This window comes from Allobosea eneae (assembly GCF_042657265.1).
GTDB classification, from domain to species: Bacteria; Pseudomonadota; Alphaproteobacteria; order Rhizobiales; family Beijerinckiaceae; genus Allobosea; species Allobosea eneae.
The window spans coordinates 28,834-46,419 of record NZ_JBHSLW010000104.1 but is presented as its reverse complement, the minus strand read 5'-3'; the positions used below and the strand labels follow the sequence as shown (position 1 = coordinate 46,419).

Below are 17,586 nucleotides of genomic sequence, written 5' to 3'. Positions count from 1 at the left end.
ACCATCGCCTCCGCGACGGCCTTCCTCTACGCAGCCGCCGCCATGGTTCTTATCCGCCGCATCGCGCGAGCGTCATGAGTTCCGGGACGGACTCTGAGGAAGGGCCGTCCAGGCACGGAAATTAGCTCGTATAGAATATTCGGCGCCGATATTGCTAAAACAGAGCATACCATTCCTACGATAGAAGCGCCGATTACTATACGCCGGCATGATCTGACTTGTTATCTATAGCCATGATCCGACCTTTGCGGGATTTGCCGCAAGGGTCGCCATGTCCGCCACTAGAGTCAGGACTCGTTGATCACAGCCAGAAGATGACGGTGGCAGCGAGGGCGATGGCGGAGAAGAAGGCCGTAGGGCAGCGACCGTAGCGGGTGGCGACGCGGCGCCAGTCTTTGAGGCGGCCGAACATGATCTCGATGCGGCTGCGGCGCCGATAGCGGCGCTTATCGTACCGGACGGGCTCGTTGCGCGACCTGCGGCCTGGGATGCAAGGCTGGATGCGCCCCAGGCGGCCTCGTCCAGCGTGTCGAGATACTCCCGGACCGAGCGACGCGTCCGGGCGAGATCGTCCCAGTCGACCGGTTCGCTGGCTCGCCGCGCGTTGCTTGTTGGCGTCGGCCTTGATCAGGCTGGCATCGACAGCGAAGCCTTCGCCGCCGACGAGCCCCTCCGCGATGCAGCGCCGGACGGTCGTCTCGAACAGCTCGCGCAGGAGATCGCTCTCGCGGAAGCGGCCATGCCGGTTCTTCGAGAACGTCGAGTGATCAGGCACGTTGCCCTCGAGCCCGAGCCGACAGAACCAGCGATAGGCGAGGTTGAGATGAACCTCCTCGCACAGGCGGCGCTCGGAGCGGATGCCGAAGCAGTAGCCGATCAGCAGCATCCGGATCATCAGCTCCGGATCGACCGAAGGCCGGCCGATCTCGCTGTAGAACGGACGAAGATGCGCGCGGATCTCCGAGAGATCGACGAACCGATCGATGGCTCGCACCCAATGGTCGGCCGGGACGTGGCGCTCCAGGCTGAACTCGTAGAACAGCGCCTCCTGCGCCACCCGCCGTTCGCCCATCATCGCGCCGCCCTCCGACCAGGGAAGACTGAATCAGGACTTCATAACCGCAGCAAGGACGACTTTTTCAACGGTATCGGCCCATTTCAGACTCTGGGAGCGTCCGCTTTTAGGCTGTCTAACTGGCGGGGCGAACTCGGCCTGCCCGGTTTGGAGACCCGGCCTGTGGGCAGCCCGCACGGCCCCCTCCACAGGGCTCAATTTGCAGCTTAGAGTTGTCGCCGCTGGGGGCGATGTGGCGAAGAACTCTGAAAATCATGTACTTGCCTGCCGTAGAGGCGATCGAACCGCCTCATGATGCCTGCTGCGCTCGACTACGATGCATTCCTGACCGAGCTTCAACGCCAGTTCGGCGACGGGCTGGTCACTATCGTCGGCTCCGGGCTCTCCTGCGCAGAAGGCTTGCCCGGAATGGGAGCCCTGGCGACCCATTTGAGCGCGGAGATTCCGAAACTCGTTTCTGGAGCCGATGCTGCGCTTTGGGATGAGCTCGCGGCCGAGATCACGGCTGTCGGCCTCGAAGCCGCGCTCCTAAAGAAGCCGCCTTCCTCCACGCTAGAGTCCGCCATCGTGGGGTCTTCGGCAAGCTTCATCGCAGCTGCTGAGCGCCGCGTGGTTGCCGATGTGTTCACAGGCAAGCGAACGCTTCGGTTTACCCGGCTGCTGAAACACCTCCTGAAGCCGTCGACCGGGATACCAGTCGTTACGACGAACTACGACAGGCTGGTCGAGATCGCGGCGGAGGAAGCGGGATTGGGCGCCGATACCTTGTTTGTCGGAGGATTCGCCGGGGCGCTGAACGAGACCGAGAGCAGCATGAGCTTTTGCCGTGAGGTGAGCCTGCAAGGGAAGATCGTGCGAACCCGCTATCAGGATCGAGCCGTCATCCTGAAGCCGCACGGTAGTCTCGATTGGTATCATCGCGCGGGCAAGCCGGTTCGATATGCCGGTGACCTGGATATTCCGCGGCTTATCATCACGCCGGGACTAAACAAGTTCCGCAACGGCTACGAAAGCCCGTTCGACCGTCACCGTGAGCGTGCGAACGGGGCTATCGACAGGGCGACCCGTTTTCTGATCATCGGCTACGGCTTTAACGATGATCACCTTGAGACGCACCTCACGCCGCGGATCGCATCGGGCACGTCGACGCTTCTTCTGACGTTCGAACTCTCTGAAAATGCGATCGCCCTGGCGCGGGAACATGGGAACGTCATCGCCATCGAGCGCGCCATCGTCGGGAGCACCGAGGGCTCGCGTGTATTCTGGAACCGAACACTGCACGAGATCCCGGACAAGAACCTGTGGGATCTCGGAACCTTCATTTCTGAGGTGCTCGAGCCATGACCGAACCGGCACTCCAATTATCCGCAGCAGATAAGATCGGTCGTGTGGCGTCAGTGGACACGAGCCGGGTCGCCGTGGACGTGACGAACTCGGTGTTGCTCACCCGGATCGGGATCGGGCAACTAATCGCGATTCAGGGGAGTACGGAGCGTGAGTTTCTGATCGCCATGACGGAGCGGGTGAACCGCAGTATCCGCGAGGAGCTTCCTTCGCCCGAGGAGTTACAGGAGGGCGAGGCCCTGCTGTCGATCGTTCCCACGGACCTGCTGCAAGCGGTCCTGATCGGGACGTACCGTACGGTCGACGGCACCAAGGTGAACACGTTCAAGCGTGGCGCCGACAGCTTCCCGCAAATTGACCGCACTTGCTTCGTCGTCGACGGCGCCAACCCCATCACCATTGCTGCAGCACGATTAGTTTGCCTGCATCAAACGGCAGTAAGGCGTCGAAGGGATCTGAGATCTCCCGACTGCACCAGGCCCATGAAACAGTATCAATACGCCTTTTTTGCCTTTGAAGCTGACTCGGCTGGTCGCCGCAAGTTCATTGTGCGGTGCTGGCTACTAGCGCTACGCCTATCGCCTGCACGGCTCGCTGGCCAGATACCGCGAGGCGGCGAGAGGCACCTCTTTGCATTCTTGGTTCGCGCTGGCGGCGCCTGTCGGCCAAGTGGCAGCTCAAATCCTGCGCCGCCGACGTTTCGCGGCAGGGTCCCTGAAATTGCCCAGACCGTTTTCCTTGGCCATTTGCGAGCGCATTTCGGCGTATGCGGGCGCCACCATCGGATAATCAGCTGGGAGTCCCCACTTCGCCCGATATGCATCAGGCGTCAGGTTGTGGACAGTGCGCAGATACCGCTTCAATAATTTACGCGGCTTACCATCCTCCAGGCAAATCAGAAAGTCAGGATGAATGGACTTTTTAATCGCCACGGCCGGAACGTGCGCGTCCTCAGAAGCAGGCGTCTGAGCGCCTGTTCGGAGATTTCGCAGAGCAGAGTGCGCATCTTGGATAAGAGATGGAAGCGAAGCCGGAGTAACGCTGTTATGAGACACAAAAGCAACGACGATACGAGCGAAATGATCTACCATTTTATCTCTAGCAGGCATTTTACACCTCTACTAGAATCGAGGGATTACGAGGACATTACGGTAGGCTGGCTGGTATATTTTAGCTGACAACATTTTATTTTCTGTCAGAATTCTGATCGGCTCAGCCCTCAGTGTTTTCTGCTTGGTTTAACAAGCTGGTTAGCGCAGTGATGAGCTGGGCGTGCGCGAAAGGCTTATGAATCAACTGGCTGTTCGGCACGCCATAGGCCACCCATTCGTAGTCACTGTCGCCTGTCATGTAGACCACAGCCACCATTGGAGTCAGCTCCCGCGCATGTCGCGCTACATCCCACCCGTTCGGCCCTTGGCCAAGCCGTACGTCGGTGACGAGGCCACGCAACTGGCTATGATGCCGAGCAATCGCTGACATCGCTGACTGGCCGTCGGCGGCCGTCTCTACCTCGAAGCCGGCGCCGACTAGCACCTCCTCGACTTCCAGCAAAATCAAGGGCTGATCCTCAGCGACTAAGACAAGAGGCCGTTCCAAAGCTCCCTCCCCGAGAAAACCCTGCTGGCGAGCAGTACGCTACCCGTCCAATCTTTCGATGGTTATGAGGAGGTGATACGGAGATCGTCAGCCCGGAGATCACGCCCAATAGAAATTTTTCGGCGGCTCTGAATTTGTACGCGGTCGACGCTGCTGCTTGCGGGAGCCAATGGGGCTGTAGGCAATGGAAGTGACAACCGAGGTGTGAAGGGCATCGGCGCCTTGGAGGTCTGGCTCCGGCGCGTGCATGAGCAGCGTTTTCATCTGCGTTGCGACGTTCTCGAGCTGCTGGGCCACCTGGACTGAGCCCACGAGAAACTTGCCGTAGGGTAACGGCGGCGCAAGCGGTTCAGCCGCGTCGGATTGCCGGAAGCGGGCGAGTGGGAGTTCGTCTGCGCTCTCGATCATCACGCCGCCTGCTTATTATCGGCCTGCTCCGCCGCGCCTGAGCGATGACGATTTCGCGGATCACGCTCGACATAGACGTTGAGCGGCAGCGAGCTTCCGTCTCGATTTTTCTCGCGCATGCTGTCTTGAAGAACTGACAAGAGAACGACTTTAAAAAGCGAGGACGCTATGGCCCGCTTCGTTAAGCCGGAGATCTTCGAAACCGACCAGCGCTCGCATTTCACGAGCCGCGAGTTTACCAGCCTGCTGATCGCAGACGACATCCTGATCAGCATGGACGGCAAGGGCGCTAGACGCAACCACGTCCTTGTCGAGCGCCTCTGGAAGCCAGTGAAATACGGGCAGGTCTACTTGCGCGCCTGTGCCAGCGTATCGGAGGCACGCGTCTCTATCGGCCGCTATCTCGACTGCTATAACAGCCGGAGGACTCATTATCCGGGCCTGGCAATGCAGGCGCGCGTATGGACCAAAAGTGAGCTGGTATGCTCAACCATGACAACTGCATCTTTGGAGGAACTAAAGGAATTGGCGGCCGTCTTCGTGATGATTCCGCTCGGGCTCGCCATGACCTATCGGGGCGATACTATCTGGGACGGGCTGACTGACGCGCTCTATTCCTCGCACAAGCTCATCGGCTTCCTTGTGCTCTGGCTCAGCGCCAGCTGGCTGATCTACCGGCTGGTGCACGGTGCGCCGCCTGACGAGCCGACGCTGGAATGGTGGCAGAAGGAGGCCTCCCACCTCGTCCACTGGGCGCTCTCCATGGCCTGCTGCTGATCGTGCCGGTGCTCGGCTGGATCGGCGTCTCGCTGTTTCCGTCGCGACTGTGTTCAACCTGTTCGACCTGCCGGCCCCGGCGATGCCGAACGAAGAAACGCCAAGCGCGTGCTCGCGGTCCATGGCCGGCTCGCGATCCTGTTCGGGTTGCTGATCTGCGCGCAAATCGGCGCTGCGCTGTTCCACTATTTTGTCCGCGAGGACGGCGTGTTGCGCCGGATGCTGCCGGGGTTGAAGTAGCGCTTACCATTCGGCAGGCGAGGCTGTTCTCTCAAACTGCTTCACCCGAGATCAGCGAGGAGACCAGAGGGTTCTTGAAGCGCCGGTCGAGTGTTACGGCATAAAAGCGCTCGTGCACCGCGGGAAGCACAGCGATCTCGATTAGGAGCTCTTGCGCGAGTTCGTCTCGGATGACGATTGGTGGCAAACAGGCGAGGCCTAAACCCTCCCTGACGAGCAACCGCATCATCGCCATGTCCTCGACCTCGGCTGCGACCTGCGGCTTGATGCTCAGCCGGTCGAAAAGCGCGTCGAGATCGTCACGCAGGCCAGAGCCGAGGATCGGCAGCACGACTGGCAAGCGGGCGAGAAGCTCGTCGAATTTTCCGCCCGCGCCGATCAGCCTGGGGAGGCCGACTAGGCTGACCGGCTGCTCGGCGAGCTTGTGGACCAGCAGAGTACGGTCTCCGTCTCCACCCGGGGGCTGGTTGGTCAGAACGACGTCGAGCAGATGGGTTGAGAGGGCGCGAATGAGATCGGTCGGCGCGCCCGAACGCAATACGATTTCGACGTCCTGGCGGCCAAGTAGCGGCTGCAAAAACGAGAGCTGAAAATTACGCGAGAGTGTCGCCTGCGCGCCGACCCGCAGGATCGCACGATCGCGACCGCTCTCGCGTAACGTGCTGACCATATCCTCGCCGGCTGCGAAGATGATTTCTGCATGGTCGAGCGCGATCTGCCCGGCTTCGGTGAGGTGAAGACGCCGCCCGGCGCGCTCGAAGAGCTTATGGCCGAGCCGTTCTTCCAACCGTCTCACCTGCACTGACAGAGCCGATTGCGTCAGGCTCAACTTCTGCGCGGCCCTACCGAGATGGCCTTCGCGCGCGACCGTGCGGAAGTAGCGGAGATGGTTGTAGTTAAACTCCATTGTTCGATAATAGCGAATAAAATCGTTCAAACAATGAAATTCATAACATGGTGACCTGATGCTATCGCGGCTTGGCCCATTCGCTGCGGAGCCTGAGCATGACACCTAACGATGCCCTCATCCTGTCGCCCGTTGCCTTGTCGGCGGCGGCAGCGATCGTTCTGACCGCACAGAGGCACCGACCAGCCGCCGGGGCGGGCTTAGTCGAGATCGCCGCCGCGATCGCCTTCGCCGCCGCAGTGGCCGGCATGATCGTGCTTGGGCTGCGGGGGCCGACGACGCTGGACCTCCTCACCTGGCAAGGCATCGGTCTCTCGGCCAGGCTCGATGTCGTCAGCGTCACCATGGCGGTGCTGATCGCTTTCATCGGCTGGGTAGTGGTGCGCTTCTCGCGGACCTACCTCGTCGGCGAGCCTGGCCAGGCGCAGTTCTGCGGTTGGCTCGCCGCGACGCTCGCGAGCGTGCTCACCATGGTGGTCGCCGGCAATCTGTGGTTAATGGTGGCCGCCTGGATCGCGACAAGCCTCGCCCTGCACCGACTCCTGCTCTTCTATCCGAAAAGGCCCGCTGCCCGGGCTGCAGCATACAAGAAGTTCATCGTCGCGCGGATGGGGGATGCAAGCCTTATCGCTGCCGCCCTCTTGATGGCGCAAGCCTATGGCAGCGCCGACATTGCGACGATCATCGAACGCGCGCGTTCGGTCCCCGCGCCTGCACCGACCCATTGGGCCGCGGCCTTCCTGGTGCTCGCGGCGCTACTCAAATCCGCGCAGTTTCCAAGCCATGGCTGGCTTGTCGAAGTCATGGAAACGCCGACGCCGGTCTCCGCCGTGCTCCATGCCGGCGTAGTCAACGCTGGCGGCTTCCTGCTCGTCCGCTTTGCCGACGTGCTGATGACGACACCGGGCGCGCTCGCGACGTTGGTCATGGTCGGCGGGTTCACGGCTCTCTTCGCCGGCGCGGTCATGCTGACCCAGTCGGCGGTCAAAAACTCGCTGGCCTGGTCTACCGTAGCGCAGATGGGCTTCATGATGCTGCAATGCGGTCTTGCGCTCTTTCCACTCGCGCTACTGCACATCGTCGCCCATTCGCTTTACAAGGCTCATGCCTTCCTCACGGCCAACGGCGCCGTCGAGCGTATCGCTACGATTGCAAGACCCGGACCGGTAGCGATACCGGGGATCCGGGCGGTCACGCAGGCCTTCGCCATCGCAATTGCGATCTACACCCTCCTAGGGTTGATCGTCGGCTTCGCCGGCAAGTCGCCTCAGGCGATCGCACTTGGCGCAATCCTGATCCTCGGCGTCGCTTATCTGATCGCGCAGGGGCTCGCCGACAGTGCACCGCGGGCCCTGACCGTTCGGACTTCGGCGATCGCGCTCGTCGCCTCGGCTTCGTATTTTCTGCTCCAACTCGGCGCGGTTTGGTTGACCGGTGGGACGCTGCCGGTAGCGCCTCCGCCGAGCACGCTCGACTGGGTCATGATCGTGCTCGCCGTCTCCTCCTTCGCGCTCATCGCCTTCGCTCAAGCGCTGTTTCCGCTCTGGTGCGGCCATCCTGCTGTAGCGGGGCTGCGCGTCCACCTCGCCAACGGCTTCTACGTCAACGCGATCTTCGATCGCATCGTCGGCCGCTACAGGTCGAAGTCTGCCGCCTGAACCTGACCGCTACCCGATGGAGTTCCCGATGCACGCCAAAAATCCGGATATCTGTGACCTTCTCGTTGTTGCCGATCGGACGACACGCCTGATCGCGCCGCTATGGCCGCTTGCGGCCTCCGTGGCGGTCAACCCCTATCTCGGCCACGCGCATGAGAGCATGGCGACGGCCGCCACCCGGCTCGGCCGCGCCGCCGGCATCCAGCTGACGATGCAACGCGCGTTCTATCATGCGAAATTCCTGGCTGGCGAGATCTTGCCGGCCGACGTGGCCACGGCGTTGGCTTACTCCACCGAGGCACCGCAAGATCTTTCAGCTTCAGAGGTGATCTCGGCGCTCACGCATAGCTGCGATCCAATAAGCTCATTACCATGTGTGGCGCAGCTTGCCGCCGCAGCGACCGGGATCGACTGGCCGGCGCTGATTTCCGATCGGGTCGGTGCTTGGGCCGGAGGCTTCTTCGACGAAGGACAGGCGATGTGGCCCGCTTCGACTGCCGCTGGCGCTTTCGCCTCCTGGCGCAGTTTTGCGAGCCGAGACCTGTCGCCCGAGATCGCTGGCCTGACCGGCTTCGGCGCGCACGTGGCGCGCTCTCCTGGTTCGGCGCATGAGGCCATCCGCTACGCCTGCCATGCCCTTGGCATCGGGTCGGCCGAAGCGGAAACTTACTTCCTCGGTCGTCTATACGATCTCGGCGGATGGGCGCAGCTTGCCCGCTACCGCCAGTGGCAGGCCGAGCTCGACGGAGCGAAAGACGTGACGGTCGTCGATCTTCTCGCAATCGCCCTCACCTGCGAGGCTGGCGTCCTCGCGGCCTTCGCCAAGCCCATAGGGACCGCGTGGGAGCAGACTCGTACGGCTTACGCCGCACCAACGACACCGAGCCGCGACACGATCGTCGACTGCGTCCTGCAGGACGCCTTCGACCGCGCTTCACAGCGCAGGCTTCTCAGGCAGATACAGGGCGGCAGCATCACTGGCGGCCTACCTTCCGTACAGGCGGTGTTCTGCATCGACGTGCGGTCCGAGCGCTATCGCCGCGTGCTGGAAACTTTGGACCCGTCGATCGAGACGCTCGGCTTCGCCGGCTTCTTTGGGCTTGGCCTCGCGCATCGCCGCTTCGGGTCGAGCGTCACCGAAGCCCGCCTGCCGGTACTGCTCAAGCCGGCGCTCTCGTCCTTCGTATGCGACGGGCCCGCCTCCGAAGAGAAGCACCGCATAGCATCGCGGACGCGGCGGGCCTGGGGCCGCTTCAAGCTGGCGGCGGTCTCGTCGTTCGCCTTTGTCGAGGCAAGTGGCCCTACTTACGTCGCCAAGCTGGTTAAGGACGCTTTTTCCCGCCAGCACCGGCCGGCCCATCCGGAACCTGCTCCAACGCTGTCTACAGCGCTCTCTTTGGACGAGAAAGCCGCTGCGGCCATCTCAATCCTGCGCGCTATGTCACTGACGGACGATTTCGCGCCGATCGTGTTGCTCGTGGGTCATGGTGCCTCGGTCGTCAACAACGCCCACGCAGGATCGCTGCAATGCGGGGCCTGCGGCGGTTATGCGGGCGACGTTAACGCGCGGCTTGTCGCCGCGCTGCTCAACGACTCGAAGGTGCGGGCTCGCGTGAGCGAGATGGGCATCGAAATCCCGCAAACGACGCGCTTCGTCGGCGCGTTGCACGACACGGTGAGCGACGAGGTCACGCTATTCGATGAATACGACGGTGCCCGCGGCAAGGCGGAGGGGCTAGAGACCCTACGGAAAACCCTGGGAGAAGCGGCAGCTTTGGCGCGAGTGGCCCGTGCGCCACTGCTGCCGGGCGCGACATCTTCGGAATCTGTCCTAACGCGGGCGGCCGATTGGGCGCAGGTTCGGCCAGAATGGGGCCTTGCCGGCTGTCGCGCCTTCGTCGCCGCTTCGCGCCAGCGGACGCGTCATCTCGACCTCGGCGGCCAAGTTTTTCTGCACAGCTACGAATGGACCCGTGACGAACAGTTCGCGACCTTGGAACTGATCCTGACAGCCCCGGTCGTGGTCGCCAGCTGGATTAACCTGCAATACTATGGATCGGTTGTGTCGCCGCGAGCCTTCGGCGCAGGCGACAAACTGATCCACAACGTCGTAGGCGGCGTTGGCGTCCTGGAAGGCCAGGGCGGACCACTGCGCGGCGGATTGCCGTGGCAATCCGTGCATGACGGCAAGGCGCTGGTCCACGAACCGCTGCGGCTGACAGTGATCGTCGAAGCGCCGCGCGAGGCCGTCGCTTCGATCCTGGAACGACACCCCGAGGTCGGGGCGCTTTTCGACAACGGCTGGCTATCGCTTTATGTGGTCAGCGAGCATGGATTCGTCTCGCATCGCTATCGCGGAAACGGCCTTTGGACCGAGACAGGAGCCTACTTTGCCGGAACTCCCGCGATAGCGGCTTGACGGTCGATCTCTCGATCCAGACCTAAGCCATCTGCTAACTCGGGGCGGCGCGGTTCGCCTCGCCTCCTCGTGCGCGCACTGACACGTCGAAGAGTCGGAGTGACCGGTGCTTACGACCCACCGTCGACGGTGCGAACCCGAAGCGAGATGGTGTTCTCCCTGCGCAGGATGCCGATAGCGACGATTTTTCCGACGCCAGCGGCTTCCAGGGCCTCCGTGAGTTCGGCAAGCCGCCGGACAGGCTTGCCGTCAATGGAAACGATGACGTCGCCGAGAAGGCCTTCGACCCTATCGATGCCCCGGATGCCGGCGCGCTGGGCCGGGGAATTTGGCAGGACGGAGGACACGATCAACCCATCGATGCCGTGTCTCGCAGCCGTCGCCTCGGGCGCAACGACGACGCCGATCGCAGGCGTCGGGATCCGTCCGTCCGCAATGAGCATCGGGACGACGCGTCTAACGGTGTCGACGGGGACGGCAAATCCGATACCGGCGGAGGCGCCTGACGGCGAGTAGATCGCGGTTGCTACGCCGATGAGCTGGCCGGCACCGTCGATGAGCGGGCCGCCGGAGTTGCCAGGGTTGATCGCGGCATCGGTTTGGATCATGTCGGCGATCTCGCGCCCGCTTTCCGTCGGCAGGCGACGCTTCAGCGCAGAGACGACGCCGGTGGTCAGGGTTTGGTCGAGACCGAACGGGTTGCCGATCGCCATGACGAACTGCCCGACGGCAAGGCTTGCCGAAGTCCCCACCGGAAGCGGCGCGGGCAAGTCGCCGCCATTGATCTTGATCACGGCAAGATCCACTTGCCCAGCTCGGCCGACCACCCTGCCCTCGCGCAAACGGCCATCCGCAAGCCTAACCCTGACCACGTCTGCTCCGCGCACGACATGCTCGTTCGTGACGATGTGGCCTGCCGTGTCCCAAAGGAAGCCGCTTCCGGTCTGCTGCGATTGCGCCTGTTCCACGTAAGTGAGCGACTGTCCCTGAGCGAACACGTGCACGACCGCCGGTGCGCTGCGGCGGAACAGAGCGATCGTCTCGGCCTCGACTGCCGCAATTGACCCGCTTGCCACGGGCGCCGTGCTGATTGGGGTACTCGGAAGCAGACCGATCGCGACGGCTGTAAGACCGGCGAAGATGGCGATGCCAAGCATGACGCGCTTCATGCAGGTTCCTCAGGTGAACAAGGACCACTTCGCCTCGAAGATCCGGGCGCCAAACAAGACCAGTACGATCGTCCAGACGACGGCTGCGAGCGACATTGCAAGGGCCCAGAGCACCGCGACCCCGTCACGTTCGAGTAAGGCGAGCGCCAACATCGCCAGCGCGATCACGGGCAGTACATTGCCGAACGGGATCGGCAGCGTGATGATCGCGGCCATGGCCAGGATAGCGAGCCCGAGGAAGGGGCGAGCGAGCCGCCCGCTCAGCACCATCCAACGCCGTGGCGAGAGCCTTCGCTCGAAGCGTTCAAGCCAGGGCACTGTTTTGATGATCGCAGCTGTGACAAACCGCGTCGGCATGCCGCGCTCGCGCAGCCAGCGTGGTAGCCAGACACGCCTGGAGCCCGCGATGACCTGCAAGGCGACCAGCGCAAGGCACGAGCCCAGGACCATCCCGACCGGGCCGGGGATTGGAATAATCGCGGGGATCGTCAAGATCAGCAGGACCAATCCGAGGCTCGACGGTCCCAGACGACAGATCACCGTCCCGATCGAGACGCGCTCCTGCTCGGCAATCGTATGAGCCAGTCTTGAAAGGCGCTGTGACGCCACCCCCGCCGACAACTGGCGTGGATTGGGCCGCACCCGAGCCGCGCTGCGGGCGCCTCGCAGCTCTGCTTTGGCCGCAGCGCGGGCCCGCAGAGCTTGGTTGAGCCGGAACTGGCTCAGCCAGGTCGCCCAGCGTTGATTGGCGCCCAGCCTTAGCCTTCTTGCCGTTGTCACCTTATCAGCCTCAGCATACCGGGCTCGCGCATTGGCAAGCCGATCGTCATCGCGCATCGGTACCCTCGCCGGCGAGCGCGGAGGACGCCGGCGCCCGCGTCTTGACCAGGCTCCAGATTACGCCCGCAGCGAGGATCGCGAAGGTGACGCCAAGCGAAAGCGCGGGCGGGAACTTCTCCCAGCCGAGGAGATCGGCGACGAAGATCTTCGAGCCGATGAAGATCAGCACGACCGCGAGCGCGGGCTTGAGGTAACGGAAGCGCTCGATCACCGCGGCGAGCGCGAAGTAGAGCGCGCGCAGTCCGAGGATCGCGAAGATGTTCGAGGTGTAGACGATGAACGGGTCGGTGGTGATGGCGAAGATCGCCGGCACCGAGTCGACTGCGAAGATGAGGTCGGCGATCTCGATCAGGATGAGCGCCATGAACAGCGGCGTCATGAACCAGGTGAGCTTGCCGGTCTCAGGGCTGGGTCGGCGCACGAAGAAGCGCTCGCCATCATGCTCTTCGGTAACGTTGAATCGCCGGCGTAGGAAGCCGATGAGCGGATTATCGGCGATCTGCGGCGGCTTATCGCCGATGACAAGCATCTTGATGCCGGTCAGTATCAGGAAAGCGGCGAAGATATAGAGCACCCAACCGAACTGAGCAACGAGCGTGGCGCCAAGTCCAATCATGATGGCGCGCAAGACGATGACGCCGAGGATGCCCCAGAACAGCACGCGGTGCTGATACTGCGCGGGCACTGCAAAGAAAGAGAAGATCAGCGCGATGACGAAGACGTTGTCGAGGGCCAGCGTCTTCTCGACGACGAACCCGGTGAGATAGTTCATGCCCGGCTCAGGTCCAAGATACCACCAGACCCAACCGCCAAAGGCGAGACCGAGGCCGATATAGAGAGCGGATAGCACGAGGCTCTCGCGCACTTCGATCGGCCGGTTTTCCTTGTGGAGAACGCCGAGATCGAAGGTCAGGAGAGCGATGACGATGCCGACGAAGGCAAGCCACATCCAGAGCGGCTTGCCCAGCCATTCTGCGGCGAAGAAGGCGAGATCCATGTGATCACCACGGCCGGCGCAATATCGGAAATCGATCCGACATCGCGAACACGCCAGCTGCGCTCGCCAGAGGGGCCCGGATCAGCGGGTGTGCGGGACATGGGCTTCCGGTCGCGAGGCGTCAAGTCCTTTCATGCAAAAATATTCAGGCCGACCTGCTCTTGAAGCATGGCGATTCCATCCCGATGTCCAGTCGGAACCCGGGTCCGGGCCCCTCTGGCAGTTCACGACTGCGATGTCGGACTTTTCCACCTGACGAGCGCCCTCCGCGCTCTGATCTTGGGAGGCCGTCATGACGACGCTTGCTTTCGATATACCCTCACCCACCTCTCGGCAGGAGACGCTCGCCAGACTCGATGCGCTGGCGCGCTTGCTCGATTCGGCCGTGCGCGTGCCTGGCACCAATGTCCGTGTCGGAGCTGATGCGCTTCTCAACCTCGTCCCCGGCGTCGGCACGTTCGTCGCCAAGGGGCTGGCCTCTTACCTGATCGTGGAAGCGCGCCGTCATGGCGTTCCAACTAGCACCCTGCTGCGCATGGCCGGCAACGTCGCGGTAGACTTCGCGATCAGCGCGGTGCCGGTCGTCGGTTGGTTCGGCGATGCCTTCTACCGCGCCAACCAGCGCAACATCGCCCTGTTGCGCGCCCATCTCCAACGGAGGACGGCGTGATGACTGCGTTCCTCGCCCAGCTCGGCAAACTCGGCGCTTTACTGTCGCCGATGCCTGCGAGTTCCGCCAATTTGGTGCGGGTGCCGGCGACATCGCCTGCGCGTTCCGATGCGCTGCGACGTCATCAGCGCCGCCTGCGCACAATTCTGGCGGTATCGCCGCAGCCTCGTAAGGACGAACGGTCATGACGATCGATCAAATCTCCCTCGGCGCGCTGCCGTATTACCTCGCTGTCACCACCTTCGCCGCTTTCGTCGTGTGCCTAGGCTTTGGTATCGCGTTCGCCGCCCGCAAGCTTTCCCGTACCCTCAAGCGGACGAGTGAAGTCGCCATGCGCAACATCAATGTCCTCCAACCGTCATCGACGCAGAGCACGGGGCCGACTTCGCTTACCAAGAGGATCAGCTGATGCGGCTCGCTATATGGATCTTCGCAACCGTCGCCGTCGCTCTCTGGAGTCTTGTCGCCTGGGCCGGGCATGCTTTGCTAGACTGGACCAGCGACTGGGCGTCGGCGAATGCCGATCAGGTTTCATCGGTTCCCGAGGTCGTCGAATGGCTGTCATGGAGCATGCGCGGTCTCGGCAATACCAGCGAGATCGTCGTTCTGATCGTCTGGGCCTTCGGCTCAATCCTGATTCTCGCAGCGGCCGGGCTCGCCAGCCGCTTCCTCGCTGGCCGGAAATCGCAACTAGCAGACATCACGAAATGGAGGAGATGATCGATGCCGATCGACCGGATACGCGCTGGCGCAGACCTGCGCCGCGAACTCAAGCACTGGCACGACGAGGACGCGAGCTTGCAGATCGAGACGATCGCCGCCGCCTGCGCGCTCATCGCCTATGCCGACGGTGTCGTGAAGCAATCCGAGCATGATAGCATGGCAGCCTCGCTGTCGCGCTTCGGGTTGATCGACGAGCAGTCACGCGAGGAGTTGCTTGTCGAGTTCGACCATGCGACGGCCCGCTTCGAAATCGACTTTACCGTCGGCGAAACTGCCGCTCTGGCCACAATTGCGCGTCTGCAGAAGAGCGCTCGCTTTACTCGCACGCTTGTCGAGACCTGTCGCGCGCTTGGCGAAGCCGACGGTCATTACATCGTCGAGGAGCAGTCGGCGCTTGTTAAAATTTGCCGCCAACTCGGCCTGGAGCCAGTATCGGCTGGCACCTTCCCCTCCACTGCACGCAAAGACGCAGGGCCGGGAGCAGGATGATCCTTGCGATCGACGTTCTGATCGGCTCCGGCGCTCTCGCCTCGTCCTGGTTCTGGTGGCTCGCCAGCCGCCAGCGCCTGCGCCGCATCAGTAGGCGCGAAGAACTTGATGCCGGCGATCTTAACCGCATCGTCACCGCGCTCAACCGTACGCAGATCCTGAACTCGCGGGCAGCGCTGGTCGCTTCCGCTGCGGCGGCCGTTGCGGCGCTGCGCATGGCGCTGCAGGCCTGGGCGGATACTTGAGCGCCCTTGTCGTTGCCGACGACGAGCTTCCCGACGTACCTAAGGAGATGGCCGAACGGCTTGCGCCTGCGGCCGGGATCACGCAACGCTTATCAATAAAGCCGTGAAATGGGAGTGCTCATGGGCGAAGCCAAAAAACTTTCTCCCTCTTGGATCTGCCGAGATCCTAACGGGAGCTTGAACCCTCGCGGGTCCGCCCGATTGCGCATGCTCCTGGCGCATTTAGAAGCTGTGATTGATTTGGCTATTGAGACAGAAGTTGTCGGGGGCTAAGCTCCGGAAAGCGCGTTGCCCGTGAGCTACCTAGATTGAGCTGGCATCACGCCCTCGCGCCTTATTTGATCAAGCTAATAGTCGCTTGCGAGCATGATTGTCAGTACGCGTGTTGTGAGTTTTGGATCAGCAGGATCTTCCGACGCCAAACTCATTGAGCGATCGAAGTAGTCGATCTTGAAGAAGACCGTGACTCCCTCGTGCTCGATCGCGCCAAAGTCGTGCTCTTGAAACGGATCGTTGTCGGGATCGAAAGCGTCGAAGGCGCGGACCTTGGCGACGATAGCGCATTGTGCCACCGCCCCCAATGCAGCGATCGAGGCGGTTACGACGACGGCGCCACCGATAAAGCTCTGGCGAAAGAGGTCGTTAAGTTCGCGGATGATTTGAGCGTGCTGATAACGTTCAGTATTGTTCATGATATGTTCCTTTCAGCTTTAGAGCTTGAACAGACGGATCAACATCCGGGAGTTGCCGGTCGCTGGAATGACCATCCAGTCGTCGGGCAGGAGGCGCTGGGCGGGTCTTGTATTAGCCAGAGTGAATTGCCCGATGCCGCTTGGCGGCATCTCTGCCAAAGCTTCGGCATCCTTTTCGCGGGTGGCGTGCTCGCGGCAGAAGCCTGCTTGTTTCCACTGGAGCGGGACCAGCTACGCGACATCCTAAGGAATGTATTTCTCGACGCAGCTAGGCCTTATGCCGCCCGAAAGGACGGGTCGGCGGCCGCGACTCAGCCACGCATCGAAGACCAGCCCGAACTTCTCGGCCGAACTTTGAAGCGACTTAAAGCTAACGGCCTGCTGGTCGAACGCAGCGCCGCATCCACCGCTGGCGTCCAAATTGCCGGCTACTGGGAAAAAGCGGGAGGACGTATCATCTACACAATGCATTCAGCCGGCCTGCGCAAGGCGCTGGCAAGCGATGATCGCCTCGATGTTGTCCTGCTTTTCCTGCGAAATCGCAACGCGCTCATAGGGCAAAAATCATCAAATGCCCTGAAGGGGTCGCTTCTCCAACAATGCGAGACGAGCCCTCGCTGGCCGGACGGCCGGAATGTCCGATCCATTGTGTTCTTCAGACGCATCCGATCCCCGCGGAAAACCTCATGAAATGCCTGAGCCAATGGGCCGCGAGGTGCGTTGGCTCATCCACTGCTCCCTATCCCGCAGATGCCCCGCAGCTCACGCAAACGTGGACAGCATGTGGACAGCAAACGATAAAGCCCGCCGGAGAGGCGGGCTCTAAAACGAGCTAAGTATTTGAAGATAAATGGCGCGCCCGAAAGGATTCGAACCTCTGACCCTCAGATTTGTAGTCTGCTCCAAAGGTAAGCATTATCAGTCTTCTAGATGAATTTGGACTGTAAAAATCAGATGCCAATAGGGTAGGGGCTGTCGTGTTTTCCAATTGAGCGAGACGCAACGGATCGCTGCAATCAGGAGGACGCCAATTCTGTCCAGGAGCGGACTCGAAGCTCGCCGCCACACGGACGGACGCGACCACCGTCGTTCTTCGCCGCAATTCAGAGATGCTTGCCGAGGCGGCCTGTATACGGGCTCTGATACGCCTATCAGCCGATCCTATTTCCGCCGCGGCGTCACCATCCCTAGTCTGATGCCCAAGGTGCGGCTCGAGGCTGGCCATCTCCTGGGAGGTTTGGATGGCGCAAAGATCGGTTCGGATTCTCATTGGACTGCTCGGAGCCTGTTGGCTCGGGCTGGCGTCCGGCGCGGAGGCACAAAGCTACCCCGAC

At 62.0% G+C, this 17,586-nt stretch carries 19 protein-coding genes and 3 pseudogenes; 12 read left to right on the top strand and 10 right to left on the bottom strand.

Annotated features, from left to right (window positions below):
- Positions 1-301: 301 nt before the first annotated feature.
- Together ACFPOB_RS29950 and ACFPOB_RS29945 are read right to left on the bottom strand one after the other, a co-directional pair.
- Positions 302-502: pseudogene (locus ACFPOB_RS29950) on the bottom strand (transposase); the annotation flags it as partial.
- A pseudogene (locus ACFPOB_RS29945) lies at positions 424-1,075 on the bottom strand (transposase); the annotation flags it as partial. The pseudogenes ACFPOB_RS29945 and ACFPOB_RS29950, both read right to left, overlap by 79 nt.
- Before the next feature lie 291 nt (positions 1,076-1,366).
- On the opposite strand from ACFPOB_RS29945, the gene ACFPOB_RS29940 reads away from it, so the two are divergent.
- Positions 1,367-2,419, top strand: coding sequence for an SIR2 family protein (locus ACFPOB_RS29940; protein WP_377801814.1), 1,053 nt, complete (start codon positions 1,367-1,369; stop codon positions 2,417-2,419).
- 677 nt (positions 2,420-3,096) lie between these two features.
- Here the strand turns inward: ACFPOB_RS29940 and ACFPOB_RS29935 are convergent.
- From ACFPOB_RS29935 to ACFPOB_RS29925, 3 genes are all read right to left on the bottom strand, one after another.
- Entirely contained in the window at positions 3,097-3,510 is a 414-nt protein-coding gene (locus tag ACFPOB_RS29935) for a Ros/MucR family transcriptional regulator (RefSeq protein WP_377801813.1), read from the bottom strand.
- A 121-nt stretch (positions 3,511-3,631) separates the two neighbouring features.
- Positions 3,632-4,018, bottom strand: coding sequence for a response regulator (locus ACFPOB_RS29930; RefSeq protein WP_377801812.1), 387 nt, complete (start codon positions 4,016-4,018; stop codon positions 3,632-3,634).
- A gap of 99 nt (positions 4,019-4,117) precedes the next feature.
- Positions 4,118-4,426, bottom strand: coding sequence for a hypothetical protein (locus ACFPOB_RS29925; RefSeq protein WP_377801811.1), 309 nt, complete (start codon positions 4,424-4,426; stop codon positions 4,118-4,120).
- Positions 4,427-4,585: 159 nt separating this feature from the next.
- Here ACFPOB_RS29925 and ACFPOB_RS29920 point away from each other — a divergent pair.
- Positions 4,586-4,858, top strand: a pseudogene (locus tag ACFPOB_RS29920) (IS3 family transposase); the annotation flags it as partial.
- A 453-nt stretch (positions 4,859-5,311) separates the two neighbouring features.
- Entirely contained in the window at positions 5,312-5,443 is a 132-nt protein-coding gene (locus tag ACFPOB_RS29915) for a hypothetical protein (RefSeq protein ID WP_377801810.1), read from the top strand.
- Positions 5,444-5,474: 31 nt separating this feature from the next.
- Here ACFPOB_RS29915 and ACFPOB_RS29910 read toward each other — a convergent pair whose 3' ends face one another.
- On the bottom strand, positions 5,475-6,455 hold the full coding sequence (locus ACFPOB_RS29910; protein WP_377801809.1) for a LysR family transcriptional regulator: 981 nt from the start codon (positions 6,453-6,455) through the stop codon (positions 5,475-5,477).
- Between ACFPOB_RS29910 and ACFPOB_RS29905 the strand changes: the two genes are divergently transcribed.
- Both ACFPOB_RS29905 and ACFPOB_RS29900 read left to right on the top strand, forming a co-directional pair.
- Positions 6,449-8,008: an NADH-quinone oxidoreductase subunit L gene (locus tag ACFPOB_RS29905; RefSeq protein ID WP_377801808.1), complete on the top strand. Its 1,560-nt coding sequence runs from the start codon at positions 6,449-6,451 to the stop codon at positions 8,006-8,008. The two genes, ACFPOB_RS29910 and ACFPOB_RS29905, sit on opposite strands and share 7 nt — an antisense overlap.
- A 28-nt stretch (positions 8,009-8,036) precedes the next feature.
- Entirely contained in the window at positions 8,037-10,427 is a 2,391-nt protein-coding gene (locus ACFPOB_RS29900) for a YbcC family protein (protein ID WP_377801807.1), read from the top strand.
- A gap of 110 nt (positions 10,428-10,537) precedes the next feature.
- Here the strand turns inward: ACFPOB_RS29900 and ACFPOB_RS29895 are convergent, their stop codons facing one another.
- From ACFPOB_RS29895 to ACFPOB_RS29885, 3 genes are read right to left on the bottom strand one after another with little or no spacing between them, the layout of a single operon-like run.
- On the bottom strand, positions 10,538-11,596 hold the full coding sequence (locus tag ACFPOB_RS29895) for a S1C family serine protease (protein ID WP_377801806.1): 1,059 nt from the start codon (positions 11,594-11,596) through the stop codon (positions 10,538-10,540).
- 9 nt (positions 11,597-11,605) lie between these two features.
- Positions 11,606-12,433 (bottom strand): exopolysaccharide biosynthesis protein, encoded by an 828-nt coding sequence (locus ACFPOB_RS29890; protein ID WP_377801805.1) that lies wholly within the window; start codon positions 12,431-12,433, stop codon positions 11,606-11,608.
- Entirely contained in the window at positions 12,423-13,433 is a 1,011-nt protein-coding gene (locus ACFPOB_RS29885) for a TerC family protein (protein WP_377801804.1), read from the bottom strand. The genes ACFPOB_RS29890 and ACFPOB_RS29885 overlap by 11 nt, the downstream gene beginning before the upstream one ends.
- A gap of 292 nt (positions 13,434-13,725) precedes the next feature.
- Here ACFPOB_RS29885 and ACFPOB_RS29880 point away from each other — a divergent pair, with 292 nt between their 5' ends.
- From ACFPOB_RS29880 to ACFPOB_RS29855, 6 genes are read left to right on the top strand one after another with little or no spacing between them, the layout of a single operon-like run.
- Positions 13,726-14,103, top strand: a complete 378-nt coding sequence (locus tag ACFPOB_RS29880) for a DUF4112 domain-containing protein (RefSeq protein ID WP_377801803.1) — start codon at positions 13,726-13,728, stop codon at positions 14,101-14,103.
- Complete coding sequence (locus ACFPOB_RS29875; protein ID WP_377801802.1) at positions 14,103-14,291, top strand: hypothetical protein; 189 nt, start codon at positions 14,103-14,105, stop codon at positions 14,289-14,291. The genes ACFPOB_RS29880 and ACFPOB_RS29875 overlap by 1 nt, the downstream gene beginning before the upstream one ends.
- Positions 14,288-14,512: a hypothetical protein gene (locus tag ACFPOB_RS29870; RefSeq protein WP_377801801.1), complete on the top strand. Its 225-nt coding sequence runs from the start codon at positions 14,288-14,290 to the stop codon at positions 14,510-14,512. Before ACFPOB_RS29875 ends, ACFPOB_RS29870 begins: the two co-directional genes overlap by 4 nt.
- Complete coding sequence (locus tag ACFPOB_RS29865) at positions 14,512-14,823, top strand: hypothetical protein (protein WP_377801800.1); 312 nt, start codon at positions 14,512-14,514, stop codon at positions 14,821-14,823. Before ACFPOB_RS29870 ends, ACFPOB_RS29865 begins: the two co-directional genes overlap by 1 nt.
- 3 nt (positions 14,824-14,826) lie before the next feature.
- On the top strand, positions 14,827-15,315 hold the full coding sequence (locus ACFPOB_RS29860) for a TerB family tellurite resistance protein (RefSeq protein ID WP_377801799.1): 489 nt from the start codon (positions 14,827-14,829) through the stop codon (positions 15,313-15,315).
- Positions 15,312-15,560 (top strand): hypothetical protein, encoded by a 249-nt coding sequence (locus ACFPOB_RS29855; protein WP_377801798.1) that lies wholly within the window; start codon positions 15,312-15,314, stop codon positions 15,558-15,560. Before ACFPOB_RS29860 ends, ACFPOB_RS29855 begins: the two co-directional genes overlap by 4 nt.
- 347 nt (positions 15,561-15,907) lie before the next feature.
- On the opposite strand, the gene ACFPOB_RS29850 is transcribed toward ACFPOB_RS29855, so the two are convergent.
- The gene (locus ACFPOB_RS29850) at positions 15,908-16,252 is read right to left on the bottom strand and encodes a DUF3768 domain-containing protein (RefSeq protein WP_377801797.1); all 345 of its coding nucleotides are present in this window, start codon (positions 16,250-16,252) and stop codon (positions 15,908-15,910) included.
- Here ACFPOB_RS29850 and ACFPOB_RS29845 point away from each other — a divergent pair.
- Complete coding sequence (locus tag ACFPOB_RS29845; RefSeq protein WP_377801796.1) at positions 16,226-16,942, top strand: hypothetical protein; 717 nt, start codon at positions 16,226-16,228, stop codon at positions 16,940-16,942. The genes ACFPOB_RS29850 and ACFPOB_RS29845 overlap by 27 nt on opposite strands.
- Positions 16,943-17,586 lie beyond the last annotated feature (644 nt).

Coding starts and splice junctions, on each gene's coding strand:
- ACFPOB_RS29895 (WP_377801806.1), bottom strand. CDS start 11,596: ATGAAGCGCGTCATGCTTGGCATCGCCATCTTCGCCGGTCTTACAGCC.
- ACFPOB_RS29890 (WP_377801805.1), bottom strand. CDS start 12,433: ATGCGCGATGACGATCGGCTTGCCAATGCGCGAGCCCGGTATGCTGAG.
- ACFPOB_RS29875 (WP_377801802.1), top strand. CDS start 14,103: ATGACTGCGTTCCTCGCCCAGCTCGGCAAACTCGGCGCTTTACTGTCG.
- ACFPOB_RS29935 (WP_377801813.1), bottom strand. CDS start 3,510: ATGGTAGATCATTTCGCTCGTATCGTCGTTGCTTTTGTGTCTCATAAC.
- ACFPOB_RS29905 (WP_377801808.1), top strand. CDS start 6,449: ATGACACCTAACGATGCCCTCATCCTGTCGCCCGTTGCCTTGTCGGCG.
- ACFPOB_RS29880 (WP_377801803.1), top strand. CDS start 13,726: ATGACGACGCTTGCTTTCGATATACCCTCACCCACCTCTCGGCAGGAG.
- ACFPOB_RS29865 (WP_377801800.1), top strand. CDS start 14,512: ATGCGGCTCGCTATATGGATCTTCGCAACCGTCGCCGTCGCTCTCTGG.
- ACFPOB_RS29900 (WP_377801807.1), top strand. CDS start 8,037: ATGCACGCCAAAAATCCGGATATCTGTGACCTTCTCGTTGTTGCCGAT.
- ACFPOB_RS29855 (WP_377801798.1), top strand. CDS start 15,312: ATGATCCTTGCGATCGACGTTCTGATCGGCTCCGGCGCTCTCGCCTCG.
- ACFPOB_RS29860 (WP_377801799.1), top strand. CDS start 14,827: ATGCCGATCGACCGGATACGCGCTGGCGCAGACCTGCGCCGCGAACTC.
- ACFPOB_RS29925 (WP_377801811.1), bottom strand. CDS start 4,426: ATGATCGAGAGCGCAGACGAACTCCCACTCGCCCGCTTCCGGCAATCC.
- ACFPOB_RS29885 (WP_377801804.1), bottom strand. CDS start 13,433: ATGGATCTCGCCTTCTTCGCCGCAGAATGGCTGGGCAAGCCGCTCTGG.
- ACFPOB_RS29870 (WP_377801801.1), top strand. CDS start 14,288: ATGACGATCGATCAAATCTCCCTCGGCGCGCTGCCGTATTACCTCGCT.
- ACFPOB_RS29850 (WP_377801797.1), bottom strand. CDS start 16,252: ATGAACAATACTGAACGTTATCAGCACGCTCAAATCATCCGCGAACTT.
- ACFPOB_RS29940 (WP_377801814.1), top strand. CDS start 1,367: ATGATGCCTGCTGCGCTCGACTACGATGCATTCCTGACCGAGCTTCAA.